Genomic DNA, 15,868 nt, shown 5'->3' with positions numbered 1-15,868 from the left:
GGCGCGGCACGGCCGGACGGCTCGTCGTCCCGCACGCTATTAAAACTTGCATCTGAGATTCAAATTTAGCGGCCGTGGTGTCCGTCACCGGTCGGCCTGTCCGGGAAACCGGACCGGCCATTACGGATGTCGGTCCGAGCAGGCAAGATGGGCTGCAGGGCAGGACACCTGCCGTACGGGAGCCGTTCAGGCCGAGGTCGCTCGGGCGATCAAGGTGCGCAACGCGCGTGAAATGCTGTTGTGGTGTGATGCTCAGGTGCCCGACCGCCTCCTGCGCGACAGGAAGACAGGCGGCCTGACCAGCAAGGATGGGGAAGCGGAAGATGGACAAGCAGCAGGAGTTCGTGCTCCGGACCTTGGAGGAGCGCGACATCCGGTTCGTACGCCTGTGGTTCACGGACGTGCTGGGCTTCCTCAAGTCCGTCGCCGTGGCCCCGGCCGAGCTTGAACAGGCCTTCGACGAGGGCATCGGCTTCGACGGCTCCGCCATCGAGGGCTTCGCCCGCGTCTACGAGTCCGACATGATCGCCAAGCCGGACCCGTCCACCTTCCAGGTCCTCCCGTGGCGCGCGGAGACCCCCGGCACCGCCCGCATGTTCTGCGACATCCTCATGCCGGACGGCTCCCCGTCCTTCGCGGACCCCCGCTACGTCCTCAAGCGGGCCCTGGCCCGCACCTCCGACCTCGGCTTCACCTTCTACACCCACCCCGAGATCGAGTTCTTCCTCCTGAAGGACCGCCCGCTGGACGGCTCCCGCCCCACCCCGGCCGACAACTCGGGCTACTTCGACCACACGCCCACCAACGTCGGCATGGACTTCCGCCGCCAGGCGATCACCATGCTGGAGTCGATGGGCATCTCCGTCGAGTTCTCCCACCACGAGGGCGCCCCCGGCCAGCAGGAGATCGACCTGCGCTACGCCGACGCGCTCTCCACGGCCGACAACATCATGACGTTCCGCCTTGTCATGAAGCAGGTGGCGCTGGAGCAGGGCGTGCAGGCGACCTTCATGCCGAAGCCGTTCTCCGAGCACCCCGGCTCCGGCATGCACACCCACCTCTCCCTCTTCGAGGGCGACCGCAACGCGTTCTACGAGTCGGGCGCGGAGTTCCAGCTCTCCAAGGTCGGCCGCTCCTTCATCGCGGGCCTGCTGAAGCACGCGGCGGAGACCGCGGCGGTCACCAACCAGTGGGTGAACTCCTACAAGCGCATCTGGGGCGGCTCCGAGCGCACGGCCGGCGCCGGCGGCGAGGCCCCGTCCTACATCTGCTGGGGCCACAACAACCGCAGCGCCCTGGTCCGCGTCCCCATGTACAAGCCCGGCAAGACCGGCTCCGCGCGCGTCGAGGTCCGCTCCATCGACTCCGGCGCCAACCCGTACCTGGCCTACGCCGTCCTCCTCGCCGCCGGCCTCAAGGGCATCGAGGAGGGCTACGAGCTCCCGCCGGGCGCCGAGGACGACGTCTGGGCCCTCTCCAACTCCGAGCGCCGCGCCATGGGCATCGAACCCCTCCCGCAGAACCTCGGCGAGGCCCTCACCCTGATGGAGAACAGCGACCTGGTCGCCGACACCCTCGGCGAACACGTCTTCGACTTCTTCCTGCGCAACAAGCGCCAGGAGTGGGAGGAGTACCGCAGCGAGGTCACGGCCTTCGAACTGCGGAAGAACCTGCCGGTGCTGTAGGCGCGGGCAGCCGCGGGGCCGCCGGGGCCTCCCGTTCGTCAGGACGCCGTGCGGTCGCGCTGGAGGACGATCATGGCCATGTCGTCGTTCAGCCGGCCGCCCGTGTACGCCCGGACGTCCGTGGCGAGCTGCTCGACGAGCGGGCCGGGTGCCTGGTCCGCCCAGGCCGTGGCGCGCTCGGCGAGCGGGTAGAAGTCGCCGTCCGCGTTCCGGGCCTCGCTGACGCCGTCCGTGTACAGGACCAGCCGGTGGCCGTGCTCGAACGGGAAGGTCGCGGGTGCGTAGCAGCCGCCGGCGCTCTCCGCGCAGTCCACGCCGGCGGGCCACACGCCGAGGCCGAGCGGGGGCGACGGTTCCGGGACCGCCAGCGCCAGCGCCGTCCGGGTGCGGCCGCGCAGCAGGAGGGGCGGCGGGTGCCCGCAGCTGATCAGGTGCACCACGGGCTGGTCGTCCGGGATGTCCATGACGGCCGCGGTCACGAAGCGCTCGGCGGCGTCCTCGTCGGGCTCCGAGAACTCGGCGAGTCCCCACCGGACGGCGTCCTCGATGTAGGCGACCAGCTCCGGCAGCGGGATCCGGCGGTGCGCGGCGGCGCGGAAGGCGCCCAGCACGATCGCCGTGTCGCTGATCGAGGGGAGTCCCTTGCCCCGTACGTCCCCGATGAGCAGCCGTGTGCAGCCGGCGACCCGGGCGGCGGCGTACAGGTCGCCGCCGACGGCCGTGTCCGCTTCGGCGCTGCGGTAGTGCGAGGCGAGCGAGACGGGTCCGGCCTGCTTCGGCAGCGGCCGCAGGACGACCCGCTGTGCCGCGTCCGACACCGAGCGCACCCGGACCAGTTCCCGCTCGCGACGGACCCGCATCCGGGTGAAGAGGACGAGGAACACGCAGACGGCGACGAGGGCGGAGAGTTCGACCAGGACGCTCTCGGTGGTCAGGCTCTCCCGTTCCAGTCCGGCGCCGACCAGGGCGAGGACCGCCAGCGCCCCGACCAGCGCGGTGGCGCGCGGCCCGCTGCCGACCGCGGTGACCGCCACGGCGACGACGAGGAGGTGGGCGAGATGGATGTCCGGCGGCAGGAACCAGTCGGCCACCGGGATCGCGATGATCAGCAGGAGCGGCGCGGCCAGCCGCAGCGGCCCCGGCGCGTCACGGCGCCATGCTCGCAGGGTGTCGACCACAGAGGTCGTGATCGTGGCAGCGCTCACGTCGTGCTCCGGTGCTCGTCTGCTGTTCCTGCAACCAGCAACCCATGGTCGCATGTCCCTCATTCCCGTTATTCCGGAATTCGGAATGAGGTCAGCCCGGGTACGCCGGCGACACCGCCGAGACGCTGATCCGCCGCGCCGTCCCGGTGCCGTCCGCCGGGACCTCGTACAGGTCCGCCCCGTAGTCGCCCGGCAGGGCGTAGACGAGGGTGTGCGTGTCCTTCCACACCGCCTGGTCGTCCACGCTGCGGGTCTCGGCGAGCGGGGTCTCGCGCATCGTCCGCAGGTCGAGGACGTAGAGGCGCCAGGGGGCGTCCTTCGGGAGTCCCTTCACCCGTTTCTTGTACGCGACCCGGGTGCCGTCGGGGGAGAGGGACGGGCATTCCACGTTCGGGTGGAGGGTGGTGACCGTGCGGGCGCGCAGGTCGCCCCGGACCAGGTAGGTCGAGCCCTTCGTCGCCAGCGTCGCGTAGAAGGTGCGGTCGTCCGGCGCGAACGTCACGCCCCAGAAGTTGACGTCCGCGGCCTGGTAGGGACGGCCGTCCCTGATGATGCGGAACGCCTCCAGGGAGGGGATCAGGGCGCCGGTGCGGGTGTCGACGATCGCCGTGCGGGTCGAGAAGTCGGTGCCCGCGTACGAGTCGCCGCCCACGAACGCCGTCCAGGCCGCGTAGTGCCCGGTGGGGGAGACGCGGGCGCGGGACGGGATGCCCGGGACGTCGTAGTGGGCCCGCGCCTTCAGGTGCGCGTCGAGGACCACGGCCCGGTACGTGTCCGAGACCGGGCCGTGGACCGCCTGGAGGCAGACGCCCGTGCCCGCGGCGGCGTAGAAGCGGAGGCATTTCACGCCGGAGGCGGTGCGCGGGCCGGCGGGGGCGGTGGCGGGGACCGAGGTCAGCTCGTCGCGGTGCGGGCCCCAGGCCATGTTGCGGAAGACCATGCGGCCGGGGGCCGTGAGGGTCACTGTCCCCGGGGTGACCTTCGGGCCGCCCGCCCGGGTGTGGTCGCGGCGCTCCGCCCGGGCGGAGGCGTGCAGGACGGAGGCCAGGGCCACGGCCGCCAGGACCGCGAGCGCCGAGAGCAGGATCAGGAGGCGGGAGCGGAGGGTCATGCGGCGGCCTTCCGGAAGGGGCGGAGGGTGAGGGCGTACGCCGCGCACACCGCCAGGGCCACCGCCGACACGCTCAGCGCCGTACGGTCGCCCCACAGCGTCCAGGCCGCCCCGAACCCCAGTGAGCAGGCGAAACGGGCTCCCGCCTGGCCCGTCTGGACCAGCGCCAGGCCCGACGAGCGCAGCGTCTCGGGGACGGTGTCGGAGGCGGCGGCCATCAGGACGCCGTCGGTCGCCGCGTAGAACGTGCCGTGCAGGGCCAGCACCGCGTAGGGGAGGGCCGTGCCGTGCCAGGACGTGAGCAGCAGGACGTAGGCCAGGAGCAGGGCGCCGTGGCCGGTCAGGAACACGCGCCAGCGGCCCCAGCGGTCCGCCAGGCGGCCCAGCGGGACGGCCAGCAGGAGGAACGCGGCGGCGGTGCCGAGGGGGAGGAGGGCGAACCAGCGGTCCGGGACGCCGAGCCGGCGTTGCAGCAGCAGGTAGACGAAGGAGTCGCTCACCGTCGCGAGGCCGAGGAGCAGGGCGCAGACGGTGAGGCGGCGCAGGTCGCGGTGGGACAGGAGGCCGAGGGCCGCGCGCAGGGTGGGGCGTGCGGCGGGAGCGCCGGGCGCCTCGGTACGGCCGCCGCCCGGGACGAACAGGACCAGGACCAGCACGCCCAGGACCGCCACGCAGAAGCTCACCGTGAAGACCGCGTCGTAGCCGTCCACCGTCGCCCGGAGGATGAGAAACGCGGCCAGGGGGCCGAGGAGCGCGCCCGCCGTGTCCATGGCGCGGTGGACGCCGAAGGCGCGGCCCCGCGTCTCCGGGGTGCTGGAGAGCGAGATCAGCGCGTCCCGGGGAGCGGTGCGCAGGCCCTTGCCGGTGCGGTCCGCCGCCAGGACCAGGCCGATGGGGGTGAGGGTGTGGGCGATCAGCAGCAGGGGTTTGCAGAGGGCCGAGAGGGCGTAGCCCGCGCCCGCCACCCACTTGTGACGGCCGCCGCCGCGGTCGGCCAGGTGGCCGCCGACCAGGCGTACGACCGCCGAGAAGCCGTTGTAGACGCCGTCGAGGAGGCCGAAGCCCAGCGGGGACAGGCCGAGGCCCGCCACCAGGTACAGCGGGAGGACCGCCGTGACCATCTCGGAGGACACGTCGGTGACCAGGCTGACCGTGCCGAGGGCGAGGACGGTGGGCGCGATCGTGGAGCGGTACCGCCCGGCCGTCGCGGGCCGGGCGGTACCTTCCACGGACGCCGTCGCCGCAGTGCTCGCGCGGCTGTCCGCTACGTACACGTCAGGACGCCCAGATCCCGCTGATGTCGGACGAGGACGCCGCGTTGCCCGCGTGCGCGCTCAGGCCCTGGCTGTCCTCCAGGGTGCGCAGCAGGTCGTAGTGGTCGTACGTGGTGGACGAGCTGGAGCCCGCGGTGACCGGCTGGCCGTACAGGACGGTCGGGATGCGGTTGCCGGCCAGGCGGTTGTCCTCGTCCATGGTGACGACGAGGAGGCTGTTGTGGGTCTTCGCCCAGGTGGCGTACGCGCCCAGGTTGTTCTTCAGCCAGGTGTCGCCGGTGGACACCGAGCAGTCGTGCATGTCGCTGCACAGGTTGGGGGTCACGAAGGACAGCTGGGGGAGGGTGGAGTAGTCGGTCGGGAACTGGGCGAACGTTTTTGCGGTCGAGGTCGGCACGTTGCTGAAGCCGAACCACGGGTTGTGCTTGCGCGCGTAGTTGCCGCTGCTGCACGTGGTCGAGCCCTGGCTGGGCAGGGTCTCGTTGTAGCTGGCCCAGGTGCGGCCGGCCGCGAGCTGCTCGGAGGCGAGGTTCGCCGCCGAGGAGAAGCCCGCGGTGTAGCAGCTGTCGTCGGTGATGCCCTGGGTGGAGCCGGAGAACAGGGCGAAGTAGTTGGGCTGGCTCGGGTGGGTCTCCGCGTACATCTGGGTCAGGTTGGCGCCGCCGGTGGCCAGCGAGTTGATGTACGGGGCGCTGGAGGAGCCGATGACCTGGCTGTAGGCGTGGTTCTCGAAGACCACGACGATCACGTGGTCCGGGGTCGGTACGGCACTCGCGGCGTGCGCGGACGTGCCGCCGAGCCCGGTCCACAGGCCGACCGCGGCCGCGGTGAAGGCGGTGGCGGACGCCACTGCCGTACGGGTACGGCGCAGCATCCCGGAACGTGCGGAACTGCCGGACACATCAACCTCCGGTGGTGGGGGAAGGGAGGGGTCGGTGGCGGTGCGGACTGAGCATGCACACGCCAATAATCCCCGCCCCCACCGCGCTCGGCCAGACAGGTGAAGACCCGATGAACTACTCCCACTTCGTCTGGCTGAACGGTTCGCCCTTGCCGAAGCCGAGGACCCTGCGGGGCGCGACCGCGAAGACCAGGGTCCGTCCCGGCCCATGGCGGAAGTACCCGTCCGCGACCTCGTAGCGCCAGAACGGGCCGTACTTCGCCTCCCAGGCCGCCGCCAGCGCGCGCAGCCGGTCGTCGTCGGCGACCCGTACCGCCTCGCCCTCGACCGTCACGTCGTACCCCTCGGTCCAGCCGTTGGAGCCGGTCGTCAGCACGACGTTCGGGTTCCCGGCGAGGTTCGCCGCCTTCCGCTCGCCGGGGCCGGTGGCGAAGTGCAGGGCGCCCTCGTGCCACACCGCGAGCAGCGGGGTGACGTGCGGGCGCCCGTCCGGGCGTACCGTCGAGATCCAGAACAGCTCGGACTCCGTCAGGATCTTCTCCGCCTCGGACCAGTCCCGGGCCGTGGCGCCCTCGCTGCTGTAGCGGGCGTCCAGCACGCCCTCGGGCTCGCGCATGTTGCCTCCCTGGGTTCGTTGCCGGTACAGACCACGATCCCGCCCGGAACTCATCGGCGCCCGTGACGGGGTCTGCGGTTAGGCTCGGGCGTGGACGACCTTGATCCGAATCTCGTTCAGCACGCCGATCCGCATACCGATCCGCATACCGATCCGAGGGGAGGCCGCGGATGACGCCGGGGCGCAGGAGCAGCACCTTCACGCGACTGCTGCGGCACGGCTTCACCGACGCCTCCGCCGCCGAGCGGCTGCTGGACAGCGTCGAGCTGGCCGCCGTACGCGACGACCCGGTGCTCCTGGAAGCCCTGGGCGCCACCGCCGACCCGGACCTCGCCCTGCACGGCCTGGTACGGCTCCTGGAGGCCCAGCCCGGCCACACCGCCCGCCGCGAGCTGCTCGACACCCTGATAGCGGCCAAGCCGCTGCGGGACCGCCTGCTGGGCGTCCTCGGCGCCTCCGCCGCCCTCGCCGACCACCTCGCCCGGCACCCGCGCGACTGGGAGGCCCTGGTCACCTACGAGCCCCGCGACCTGCACCCCGGCGTCGCGGAGTTCGAACGCGGGCTCGCCGAGGCCGTCGACCCGGTCTCGCTCCGGGTCGCCTACCGGCGCTGCCTGCTCGCCATCGCCGCCCGGGACGTGTGCGGCACGACCGACGTCGCCCAGACCGCCGCCGAACTCGCCGACCTCGCCACCGCCACCCTGCGCGCCGCCCTCGCCCTCGCCGAGGCCGCCGCGCCCGACGACGCCGCCGCCTGCCGGCTCGCGGTCATCGCCATGGGCAAGTGCGGCGGCCACGAGCTGAACTACGTCTCCGACGTCGACGTCATCTTCGTCGCCGAGGCCGCCGACGGTGCCGACGAGAGCAAGGCCCTGCGGTCCGCCACCAAGCTCGCCTCGCACATGATGCGGATCTGCTCCGAGACCACCGTGGAGGGGTCGATCTGGCCGGTCGACGCCAACCTCCGCCCCGAGGGCCGCAACGGCCCCCTCGTGCGCACCCTCAGCAGCCATGTCGCCTACTACCAGCGCTGGGCCAAGACCTGGGAGTTCCAGGCCCTGCTCAAGGCCCGCCCGGTCGCCGGCGACCTCGGCCTCGGGCAGGAGTACGTCGCCGCGCTCGAACCCATGGTCTGGAAGGCCGCCGAGCGCGACAACTTCGTCGCCGACGTGCAGAAGATGCGCCGGCGCGTGGTGGAGAACATCCCGGCCGCCGAGATCGACCGCGAGCTGAAGCTCGGCCCCGGCGGGCTCCGGGACGTCGAGTTCGCCGTCCAGCTGCTCCAGCTGGTGCACGGCCGCGCCGACCTCACGCTGCGCTCCGGCACCACCCTCGACGCCCTCCAGGCCCTCGCCGCCGGCGGCTACGTGGGCCGCGCCGACGCCGTCCAGCTCGACGACGCCTACCGCTTCCTGCGCTCCATGGAGCACCGCATCCAGCTCTACCGGCTGCGCCGCACCCACCTGGTGCCCGAGGACGAGGCCGACCTGCGCCGCCTCGGCCGCTCGCTGGGCCTGCGCACCGACCCGGTGACCGAGCTGATCCGCGAGTGGAAGCAGCACACCGGCGTCGTACGGCGCCTGCACGAGAAGCTCTTCTACCGCCCGCTGCTCGACGCCGTCGCCCAACTCGCTCCCGGCGAGGCCCGGTTGAGCGCCGAGGCGGCCCGGGAGCGGCTGGTGGCCCTCGGTTACGCCGACCCCGCCGCCGCCCTGCGCCACCTGGAGGCCCTCGCCTCCGGCGTCACCCGCAAGGCCGCCATCCAGCGCACCCTGCTGCCCGTCCTACTGGGCTGGTTCGCCGACTCCGCCGACCCGGACGCGGGCCTGCTCAACTTCCGCAAGGTCTCCGACGCGCTCGGCAAGACCCCCTGGTACCTGCGGCTGCTGCGGGACGAGGGCGCCGCCGCCGAGAACCTCGCCCGTGTGCTGTCCGCCGGCCGCCTCGCCCCCGACCTGCTGATGCGCGCCCCGGAGGCGGTGGCCCTGCTCGGCGACGGCGACGGGGGCGGCCTGGAGCCGCGCGGCCGGGCCCAGCTGGAGCAGGAGATCCTGGCCGCCGCCGGCCGCGCCGACAACGCCGAGGACGGGGTGCGGGCGGCGCGCGGCGTGCGCCGCCGCGAGCTGTTCCGGACGGCCGCCGCCGACATCGTGGACTCCTACGGCACCGACACCAAGCCCGTCGAGGCCGACCAGGGCGCCCTGGTGGACCGGGTCGGCGGCGCGGTCTCCGACCTGACGGCGGCGACGCTGGCGGGGACCCTGCGCGCGGTGGTCCGGGACGGCTGGGGCGACACCCTGCCCACCCGGTTCGCCATGATCGGCATGGGCCGGTTCGGGGGGCACGAGCTGGGCTACGGCTCCGACGCCGACGTCGTCTTCGTGCACGAGCCGCAGGAGGGCGTGGACGAGCGGGAGGCCGCCGACGCGGCCAACAAGGTCGTCGCCGAGATGCGCCGGCTGCTGCAGATCCCGAGCGCCGACCCGCCGTTGCTGATCGACGCCGACCTGCGGCCCGAGGGCAAGTCCGGGCCGCTGGTGCGGACGCTGAAGGCCTACGAGGCGTACTACCGGCGCTGGTCCCTGGTGTGGGAGTCGCAGGCCCTGCTGCGGGCCGAACCGGTCGCCGGGGACGAGGAGCTGGGGCGCCGGTTCATCGAACTGGTCGACCCGCTGCGGTACCCGGCGGAGGGGCTCGGCGAGGACGCGGTCCGCGAGATCCGGCGGCTCAAGGCGCGGATGGAGTCCGAGCGGCTGCCGCGCGGCGCCGACCCGAAACTGCACACCAAGCTCGGGCCGGGCGGGCTGTCCGACGTCGAGTGGACCGTGCAGCTGCTGCAGCTGCGGCACGGCTGGGCCGAGCCGGGGCTGCGCACCACCCGGACCCGCCAGGCGCTGGCCGCGGCGCAGGCGGCCGGGCTGCTGGGGACCGAGGAGGCCGCGATACTCGACGAGGCCTGGGTGCTGGCGACGCGGGTGCGCAACGCCGTGATGCTGGTGCGCGGGCGGGCCGGCGACACGTTCCCCACCGAGAGCCGGGAACTCGCCGCCGTCGGGCGGTACCTGGGGTACGGGGACGGGCACGCCGGGGACATGCTCGACGCGTACCGGCGTACCACGCGCAGGGCGCGGGCGGTCGTGGAGGAGCTCTTCTACGGGGCCTGACGGGGCTTGGAGCACGGCGCCCGACGGGGCTCGGCGGCGGCCCCGCGGGAGGCGGGGAGCCGGACGGTGACGAGGAGTCCGCCGCCGGGGCGGGGCGCGAGGTCGAGGGTGCCGTCGTGCGCCCGGACGACGCTGTGCACGATGGCCAGCCCGAGGCCGACGCCGGCGTGTTCGTCGGTGCGGACGCGTTCGGTGCCGCGCCGGAAGGGCTCGGTGAGGGTCGGCACCAGTTCCGGCGGGAGCGGACGGCCCGTGTTCTCGACCCGCAGCACGCTCGCGTCGTGCTCCCGTCCGGTGTGGACCGTCACGGTGCCGCCGGCCGGGAGGTTGTGGACGACGGCGTTCTGGACGAGGTTCGTCACCATCCGCAGGATCAGTGCCGCGGAGCCGACGGCGTGGGCCGGCTCGCCGGTGACGTCGAGCGTGACCCCGCGCTTCTCGGCCAGGGCGAGCAGTGTCTCGGCGGCCTCCTCCGCAGCGAGGGAGAGGTCGACGGGCTCACGGGCGAAGCTCCTCCCGTCGGCGCGGCTGAGCAGCAGGAGCGCCTCGGTGAGGTCGATCGCCCGGGTGTTGACGGTGCGCAGGCGCTCGATGAGTTCGCCCCGGTCCCGCGTGGGGTCGTCGCGGGCGGCGTCGAGGAGCGCGCGGGAGACGGCCAGCGGGGTGCGCAGCTCGTGGGAGGCGTTCGCGGCGAACCTCTGCTGTTCGGCGACGTGGGATTCGAGCCGTTCGAGCATGGTGTCGAACGCGTCGCCGAGCTCCCGGAACTCGTCCCTGGGGCCCGTCATGCGGATCCGGTGGGAGAGCGATCCGTTCGAGGCCAGCCGTGCCGCGGACGCGATCCGGGTAAGCGGTGCGAGCATCCGGCCGGCGAGGATCCAGCCGCCCAGCAGGCCGAAGACGAGGAGGAAGGCCAGTGCCGTGGCCGCGGCGGGGGCGAAGCCGTTCAGCAGGTCGGAGCGCCTGGGCCCGATGATGATCACGGCGCCGAACCGCCGCTGGATCGATCTGGCGTCGTCGTCCGGCAGCCAGCGCAGCACGAACACCCACATCACGGCCAGCAGGAGGACACCGGCGACGAGGAGGAAGCCGGCGTAGCTGAGGGTGAGTTTCAGCCGGGCGCTGAGGTTCGGGCGTCTGTTCACGGTGTCCCCAGCGTAGGCACGTGACTCAGCCCGTCGGCGTCAGCGCGCGGCTCGGCCGGTCCGAGGGCGGCTGTGCCGCCGGGCGCCACCAGGGGCGCGACGCCAGCCCGGCCAGCAGAGCGCCGGTGGCGTTGACCAGGACGTCGTCCACGGAGGACACCCGGTCCAGGCGAAAGACGTACTGCGCCGTCTCCACCAGGACCGAGCAGCCCGTTCCGAGCGCCAGGATCCGCGGCGCGGACGCCAGCGCCGCGAACCGCACCGGGGCGAAGAACCCCAGCGACGCGAAGACCAGCAGGTTCCCGACGATCCCGAGCGTCCCCATCGTGACCAGGTCCCGCAGCGGCACGAGGCTCACCCGGGCGGGGGCGGTACCGGCCCCCTCGCCCGGCATCATGGTCAGCCACACGAACGGCACCGTCCCGTGCACCATGCCCACCTCGGCCAGCGACGTCCGCCACGCCGACGCGTCACCGGCGGCACGCCGGCGGTACGCCAGCGCCCACGCCACCAGCGCGGCCGGCGGCAGCGTGACCAGCGTCATGAGCACCACGCCGTTGAAGGTGTCGAAGCAGCCGTGCCACTGCCCGGCCATGCACCTCGGGGCGGACATCATGAGCGGCCGCCGCAGGAAGAACGCGGCGCCCGCCACACCGATGACCGCCAGGCCGAGGAAGGATGCGTTTCGGTTCACGCCTCCATGGAAGGCGGCGGGCGGTTGCGGCGGCGTATGCGATTCTCGATACGCCCGCGATACGCCGAGTGTGCCGAGCACGGAGTCTGCCGAGCACGGAGTCTGTCGGTCACGGAGCCTGCTGGAGCAGGGGTTCAGTGCCGGAGCAGCAGGCTCCGGGCGTGGTTCATGAGGCCCGTCAGGCCCACCTCGAAGGCGCGGTCCGCCCTGCCGTCCCCCACCGCCGCCAGGGCCTGTGCCAGGTGCGGGGTCGGTGTCCGGTCCGTCAGTTCCCACATCGTCTCCGGGGCCGCCAGGTCCAGCGCCGAGCCGAGCACCAGGTTCTCCAGGGCGATCAGCAGGGGCATCACGTCCGCCGGGGCGAAGCCCGCCGTCAGCAGCACCGTGACCGCCCGCTCGTACTGCTCCAGGACCCGGGGCGCCCGCACCGGCGAGGTCATCAGGAGCGGGATCGCCCGCGGGTGGGCGGCGAACGCGGCCCGGTAGGAGCGGGCCCAGGACTCCACGGCGGTGTCCCAGGGGGCCAGGTCCAGGGTCGCGGGGTCGATCGCGGCCGCGACCCGCTCGCGCAGCAGCTCGACGATGCCGTCCCGGCCGTCCACATGGTGATACAGCGAACCGGCCTGGGTGCCCAGCCGCTTCGCGATCTGCGGGACGCTGAAGTCGCCCTGCTCGTCCACGAGTTGCAGCGCGGTCGTGGTGATCCGCTCCCGGTCGAGGAGCGGGGTGCGCGGCCGTCCCATGCGTGTGTTCTCCCCCGGAGGTGTGAAACGGGTCTTCCCGGATGTCCAGGAGGAGGCTACATTGCCAAAACCGAAAGGCTTTAGATTTACGGGTCCGGGGCAGCTCCTGCCCTGGTAGCGCCGGTCATCCCGCACGCCCGGAACCCTCCCGTCCGTCGCGCTCGAAGGGCTCCTCCCCATGTCCGTCACCGCTCGCGAGGAGAGCACGCCACCCGCCGTGGCCACGCTCCGCTCCGGTTCGCTCGGCACCGCCGACATCGCCTTCTTCGTCATCTCCGCCGCCGCCCCGCTCACCGTGATGGCCGGCGTCGCCCCCCTCGCCGTCCTGCTCGGCGGCATCGGCGCCCCCGCCGGCTACCTCATCGCCGGCATCACCCTCGCCGTCTTCGCCGTCGGCTTCACCACCATGAGCCGGCACGTCAGAAGCGGCGGCGCCTTCTACGCGTACATCACCCGCGGCCTCGGCCGCCCCGTCGGCATCGGCGCGGCACTGCTCGCCCTGATCGGCTACAACGGCATGGAGATCGGCGTCTACGGCCTGCTCGGCAGCGCCGGCCGGGACACCGCGAAGGCCCTCTTCGGCATCGACGTCCCCTGGCTGCCGATCGCCCTCGCCGGTCTCGTCCTCATCGGCTACGGCGGCTACCGCTCCATCGAGTTCGGCGCCAAGCTGCTCGGCGTGCTGCTGGTCGCCGAGACCGGCATCCTCGTCCTCCTCGCCGGCGGAGTGCTGGTGAAGGGCGGCGCGCACGGCCTGTCCGGCGCCTCCTTCGCACCCGGCCACGTCTTCGTCTCCGGCACCGCGGTCGTCCTCGCCTTCGCCTTCGCCGCCTTCACCGGCTTCGAGTCGACCGTCATCTACCGGCGCGAGGCCCGCGACCCCGAGCGGACCGTCCCGCGCGCCACCTACGTGGCCGTGGCCTTCCTCGGCCTCTTCTACGCCTTCTGCGTGTGGATCGTCATCCAGGCCTTCGGCAACGACGAGGTCATCGCGGCGGCCGCCAAGGACCCCGGCGGCCTGTTCTTCTCCGCCATCACCACCTACGTCGGCGGCTGGGCGGCCGACCTGATGCACGTCTTCATCGTGACCAGCATCATCGCCTCGCTGCTCGCCTTCCACAACGCGATCAACCGGTACGTCCTCGCCCTCGCCGAGGAGGGCGTGCTGCCCAGGAGGCTGGGCACGATCCACCCGCGGCACCGCTCCCCGTACCTGGCCGGTGTCGCGCAGACCGTCCTCGGCCTGGCGGTCGTGCTCGCCTTCTGGGCCGCCGGCGCCGACCCGTACAACCAGCTGCTGCTGTGGGTCAACACCCCGGGAATGATCGGCCTGTTCGCGCTCCAGCTGCTCGCCGCGATCGCGGTGCCCTGCTACTTCCGCCGGGTACGGCACGAGGAGGGCACCCTGCGCACCGTGGTCGCCCCGACCGTCGCCGCCGTCCTGCTCGCCACCGCGATAGGGCTCGTCATCACCCACATCGACCTGTTCACCGGGGCGTCCAGCACGGTCAACACCCTGCTGATCGTGATCGCCCCGGCCGTCTTCGCCGCGGGCCTGGGCCTCGCGTGGTGGCTGCGCCGCGCACGGCCCGCGGTGTACGCGGACTTCGCGTCCGAGCCGACCGAGTAGCCGAACGGCCGAACGGCCGGGCAGTCGAAGGGCCGATCCGCCGATCCGCCGAACAGCCGTACCGAACAAGGGAGTTCACCGCACCATGACCGCCAGCCCCGACCTGATCCTGACCGGCGCCGAGGTCCGCACCCTCGACCCCGCCCGGCCGTACGCCACCGCCGTCGCCGTGCGCGACGGGGTGATCGCCGCCGTCGGCGACGACCGGGACGTACGCGACTGGCGGGGACCCGGCACCGAGGTCGTGGCGCTGGACGGCGCGCACCTGGTGCCCGGCCTGGTGGACGCGCACAGCCACCCGGTCTGGGGCCTGGACATGGCGACCGGGACCGACCTGTCGGGCGTCCGCGACCTGGCGGGCCTGCGGGCCGCGCTGGCCGGGGCCGGCCGCACCGAGGGCTGGGTGATCGGGTTCGGCCTCGACCACAACGCGTTCGAGGGGCGGCCCGTCGACCGCGCGCTCGTCGAGGACGTGGTCGGCGGCGCGCCCGCCTTCCTCCGGCTCTACGACGGCCACTCCGCCCTCGCCAGTGGCGCGGCGCTCGCGGCGGCCGGGGTCACGGGTGCGCGGGCGTTCGCCCAGCGCGCGGAGGTCGTCTGCGATGCCGGGGGCCGCCCCACCGGGCACCTCGTGGAGCACGCGGCGATGCAGCTGGTCGAGCGGGTGATGCCCCGCCCGTCGTACGCGGCCCGCCGGGCCCGGCTGGTCGAGCTGCTCGCCGCGATGGCGGCCACCGGGCTGACCGGGGCGCACGTCATGGACGCGGGGGACGCGGAGCTGGTCGGGGCGGTGGCCGAGGAGACCGTGCTGCCGCTGCGGCTGCGCTTCGCGCCCTGGTGCATGCCGGGCGTGACCCCGGAGGGGCTGGCGGAACTGGTCGCGGCACAGGGGCGGGGCGGGCGGCACTGGGTGGTCGACGGGGTCAAGTTCTTCATGGACGGGACCGTGGAGGGCGGCACCGCCTGGCTGGAGCACGCGGACTGCCACGGGCAGGGCACGGCGGCGTTCTGGCCGGACCCCGAGGCGTACGCGGCCGCGGTACGGCACCTGCACGTTGCAGGGGTGCGCACGGCCACGCACGCGATCGGGGACGCGGCGGTACGGCATGTCCTGGACGTGGTGGCGGGGCTGGGGCCCGGCGCGGCCGGCCGGCACCGCGTCGAGCACATCGAGACGGCACCGGACGCGCTGCTCCCGCGGTTCGCGGAGCTGGGGGTGGCCGCGTCGATGCAGCCGCCGCACACCGGGTACACGCGGGCCGACGGCACGGACGAGTGGTCGCGCCGCCTGGGCGCCGGCCGCGCCGGACACGCCTGGCGGCTGCGCGACCTCCGCGACGCGGGCGCGACGGTCGCCCTCGGCTCGGACTGGCCGATCGCCCACTACGACGTACGCTCCGTCCTCGCGACGGCCCGCGCACCCCGCGGCGCCGCGTCGGCCGCCCCGGGCCTGACCGGCCTGGAGGCCCTGGAGGGCTGCACGACCCACGCGGCGCGGGCGGCGGGCGAGGCGGCCGGCGCAGGCCGCATCACAGTGGGCCACCGCGCCGACCTCACGGCCTTCGCCCTGGACCCCGTCGACTCCCCGGCGGACGAACTGGCAGAGGCACCGGTACGGCTGACGGTGACCGGGGGCCATGTGGTGCACCGGGGCAAGTGAGTCACCGACGGGCTGAGCAGGGCCCGGCACCGCCGACCAC

At 73.3% G+C, this 15,868-nt stretch carries 12 protein-coding genes; 4 read left to right on the top strand and 8 right to left on the bottom strand.

Features of this window, described 5'->3' with window-relative positions; translation table 11 throughout:
• The first annotated feature begins 323 nt into the window (after positions 1-323).
• Positions 324-1,685: a type I glutamate--ammonia ligase gene (gene glnA / locus ACFZB3_RS22585; RefSeq protein WP_391377636.1), complete on the top strand. Its 1,362-nt coding sequence runs from the start codon at positions 324-326 to the stop codon at positions 1,683-1,685.
• 38 nt (positions 1,686-1,723) lie between these two features.
• Here the strand turns inward: glnA and ACFZB3_RS22580 are convergent, their stop codons facing one another.
• The 5 genes from ACFZB3_RS22580 to ACFZB3_RS22560 all read right to left on the bottom strand — a co-directional run bounded on the left by ACFZB3_RS22580 (position 1,724) and on the right by ACFZB3_RS22560 (position 6,792).
• The gene (locus ACFZB3_RS22580) at positions 1,724-2,890 is read right to left on the bottom strand and encodes a SpoIIE family protein phosphatase (RefSeq protein ID WP_391377634.1); all 1,167 of its coding nucleotides are present in this window, start codon (positions 2,888-2,890) and stop codon (positions 1,724-1,726) included.
• A 91-nt stretch (positions 2,891-2,981) separates the two neighbouring features.
• The gene (locus tag ACFZB3_RS22575; RefSeq protein WP_391377632.1) at positions 2,982-4,001 is read right to left on the bottom strand and encodes a TolB family protein; all 1,020 of its coding nucleotides are present in this window, start codon (positions 3,999-4,001) and stop codon (positions 2,982-2,984) included.
• On the bottom strand, positions 3,998-5,275 hold the full coding sequence (locus ACFZB3_RS22570) for an MFS transporter (protein ID WP_391377629.1): 1,278 nt from the start codon (positions 5,273-5,275) through the stop codon (positions 3,998-4,000). Before ACFZB3_RS22570 ends, ACFZB3_RS22575 begins: the two co-directional genes overlap by 4 nt.
• 1 nt (position 5,276) lies before the next feature.
• Entirely contained in the window at positions 5,277-6,149 is an 873-nt protein-coding gene (locus ACFZB3_RS22565) for an alkaline phosphatase family protein (protein WP_391377861.1), read from the bottom strand.
• 142 nt (positions 6,150-6,291) lie between these two features.
• Positions 6,292-6,792: a pyridoxamine 5'-phosphate oxidase family protein gene (locus tag ACFZB3_RS22560; RefSeq protein ID WP_391377627.1), complete on the bottom strand. Its 501-nt coding sequence runs from the start codon at positions 6,790-6,792 to the stop codon at positions 6,292-6,294.
• Between the two features lie 170 nt (positions 6,793-6,962).
• Here ACFZB3_RS22560 and ACFZB3_RS22555 point away from each other — a divergent pair, with 170 nt between their 5' ends.
• Positions 6,963-9,956, top strand: coding sequence for a bifunctional [glutamine synthetase] adenylyltransferase/[glutamine synthetase]-adenylyl-L-tyrosine phosphorylase (locus tag ACFZB3_RS22555; RefSeq protein ID WP_391377625.1), 2,994 nt, complete (start codon positions 6,963-6,965; stop codon positions 9,954-9,956).
• Here ACFZB3_RS22555 and ACFZB3_RS22550 read toward each other — a convergent pair.
• The 3 genes from ACFZB3_RS22550 to ACFZB3_RS22540 form a co-directional block, all read right to left on the bottom strand.
• Complete coding sequence (locus ACFZB3_RS22550) at positions 9,944-11,101, bottom strand: ATP-binding protein (protein ID WP_391377623.1); 1,158 nt, start codon at positions 11,099-11,101, stop codon at positions 9,944-9,946. The two genes, ACFZB3_RS22555 and ACFZB3_RS22550, sit on opposite strands and share 13 nt — an antisense overlap.
• Positions 11,102-11,126: 25 nt before the next feature.
• Positions 11,127-11,795 (bottom strand): VanZ family protein, encoded by a 669-nt coding sequence (locus tag ACFZB3_RS22545; RefSeq protein ID WP_391377621.1) that lies wholly within the window; start codon positions 11,793-11,795, stop codon positions 11,127-11,129.
• A gap of 134 nt (positions 11,796-11,929) precedes the next feature.
• Complete coding sequence (locus ACFZB3_RS22540) at positions 11,930-12,538, bottom strand: TetR/AcrR family transcriptional regulator C-terminal domain-containing protein (protein ID WP_391377619.1); 609 nt, start codon at positions 12,536-12,538, stop codon at positions 11,930-11,932.
• A gap of 178 nt (positions 12,539-12,716) precedes the next feature.
• On the opposite strand from ACFZB3_RS22540, the gene ACFZB3_RS22535 reads away from it, so the two are divergent.
• Both ACFZB3_RS22535 and ACFZB3_RS22530 read left to right on the top strand, forming a co-directional pair.
• Positions 12,717-14,168: an amino acid permease gene (locus tag ACFZB3_RS22535; RefSeq protein WP_391377617.1), complete on the top strand. Its 1,452-nt coding sequence runs from the start codon at positions 12,717-12,719 to the stop codon at positions 14,166-14,168.
• A gap of 85 nt (positions 14,169-14,253) precedes the next feature.
• Positions 14,254-15,828, top strand: a complete 1,575-nt coding sequence (locus ACFZB3_RS22530; RefSeq protein ID WP_391377615.1) for an amidohydrolase family protein — start codon at positions 14,254-14,256, stop codon at positions 15,826-15,828.
• Positions 15,829-15,868: the final 40 nt, after the last annotated feature.

Source organism: Streptomyces sp. NPDC008092, from assembly GCF_042957285.1.
Lineage (GTDB): Bacteria > Actinomycetota > Actinomycetes > Streptomycetales > Streptomycetaceae > Streptomyces.
Note: the sequence above shows the minus strand (reverse complement) of the source record. Positions and strands in the feature narration are given on the sequence as shown.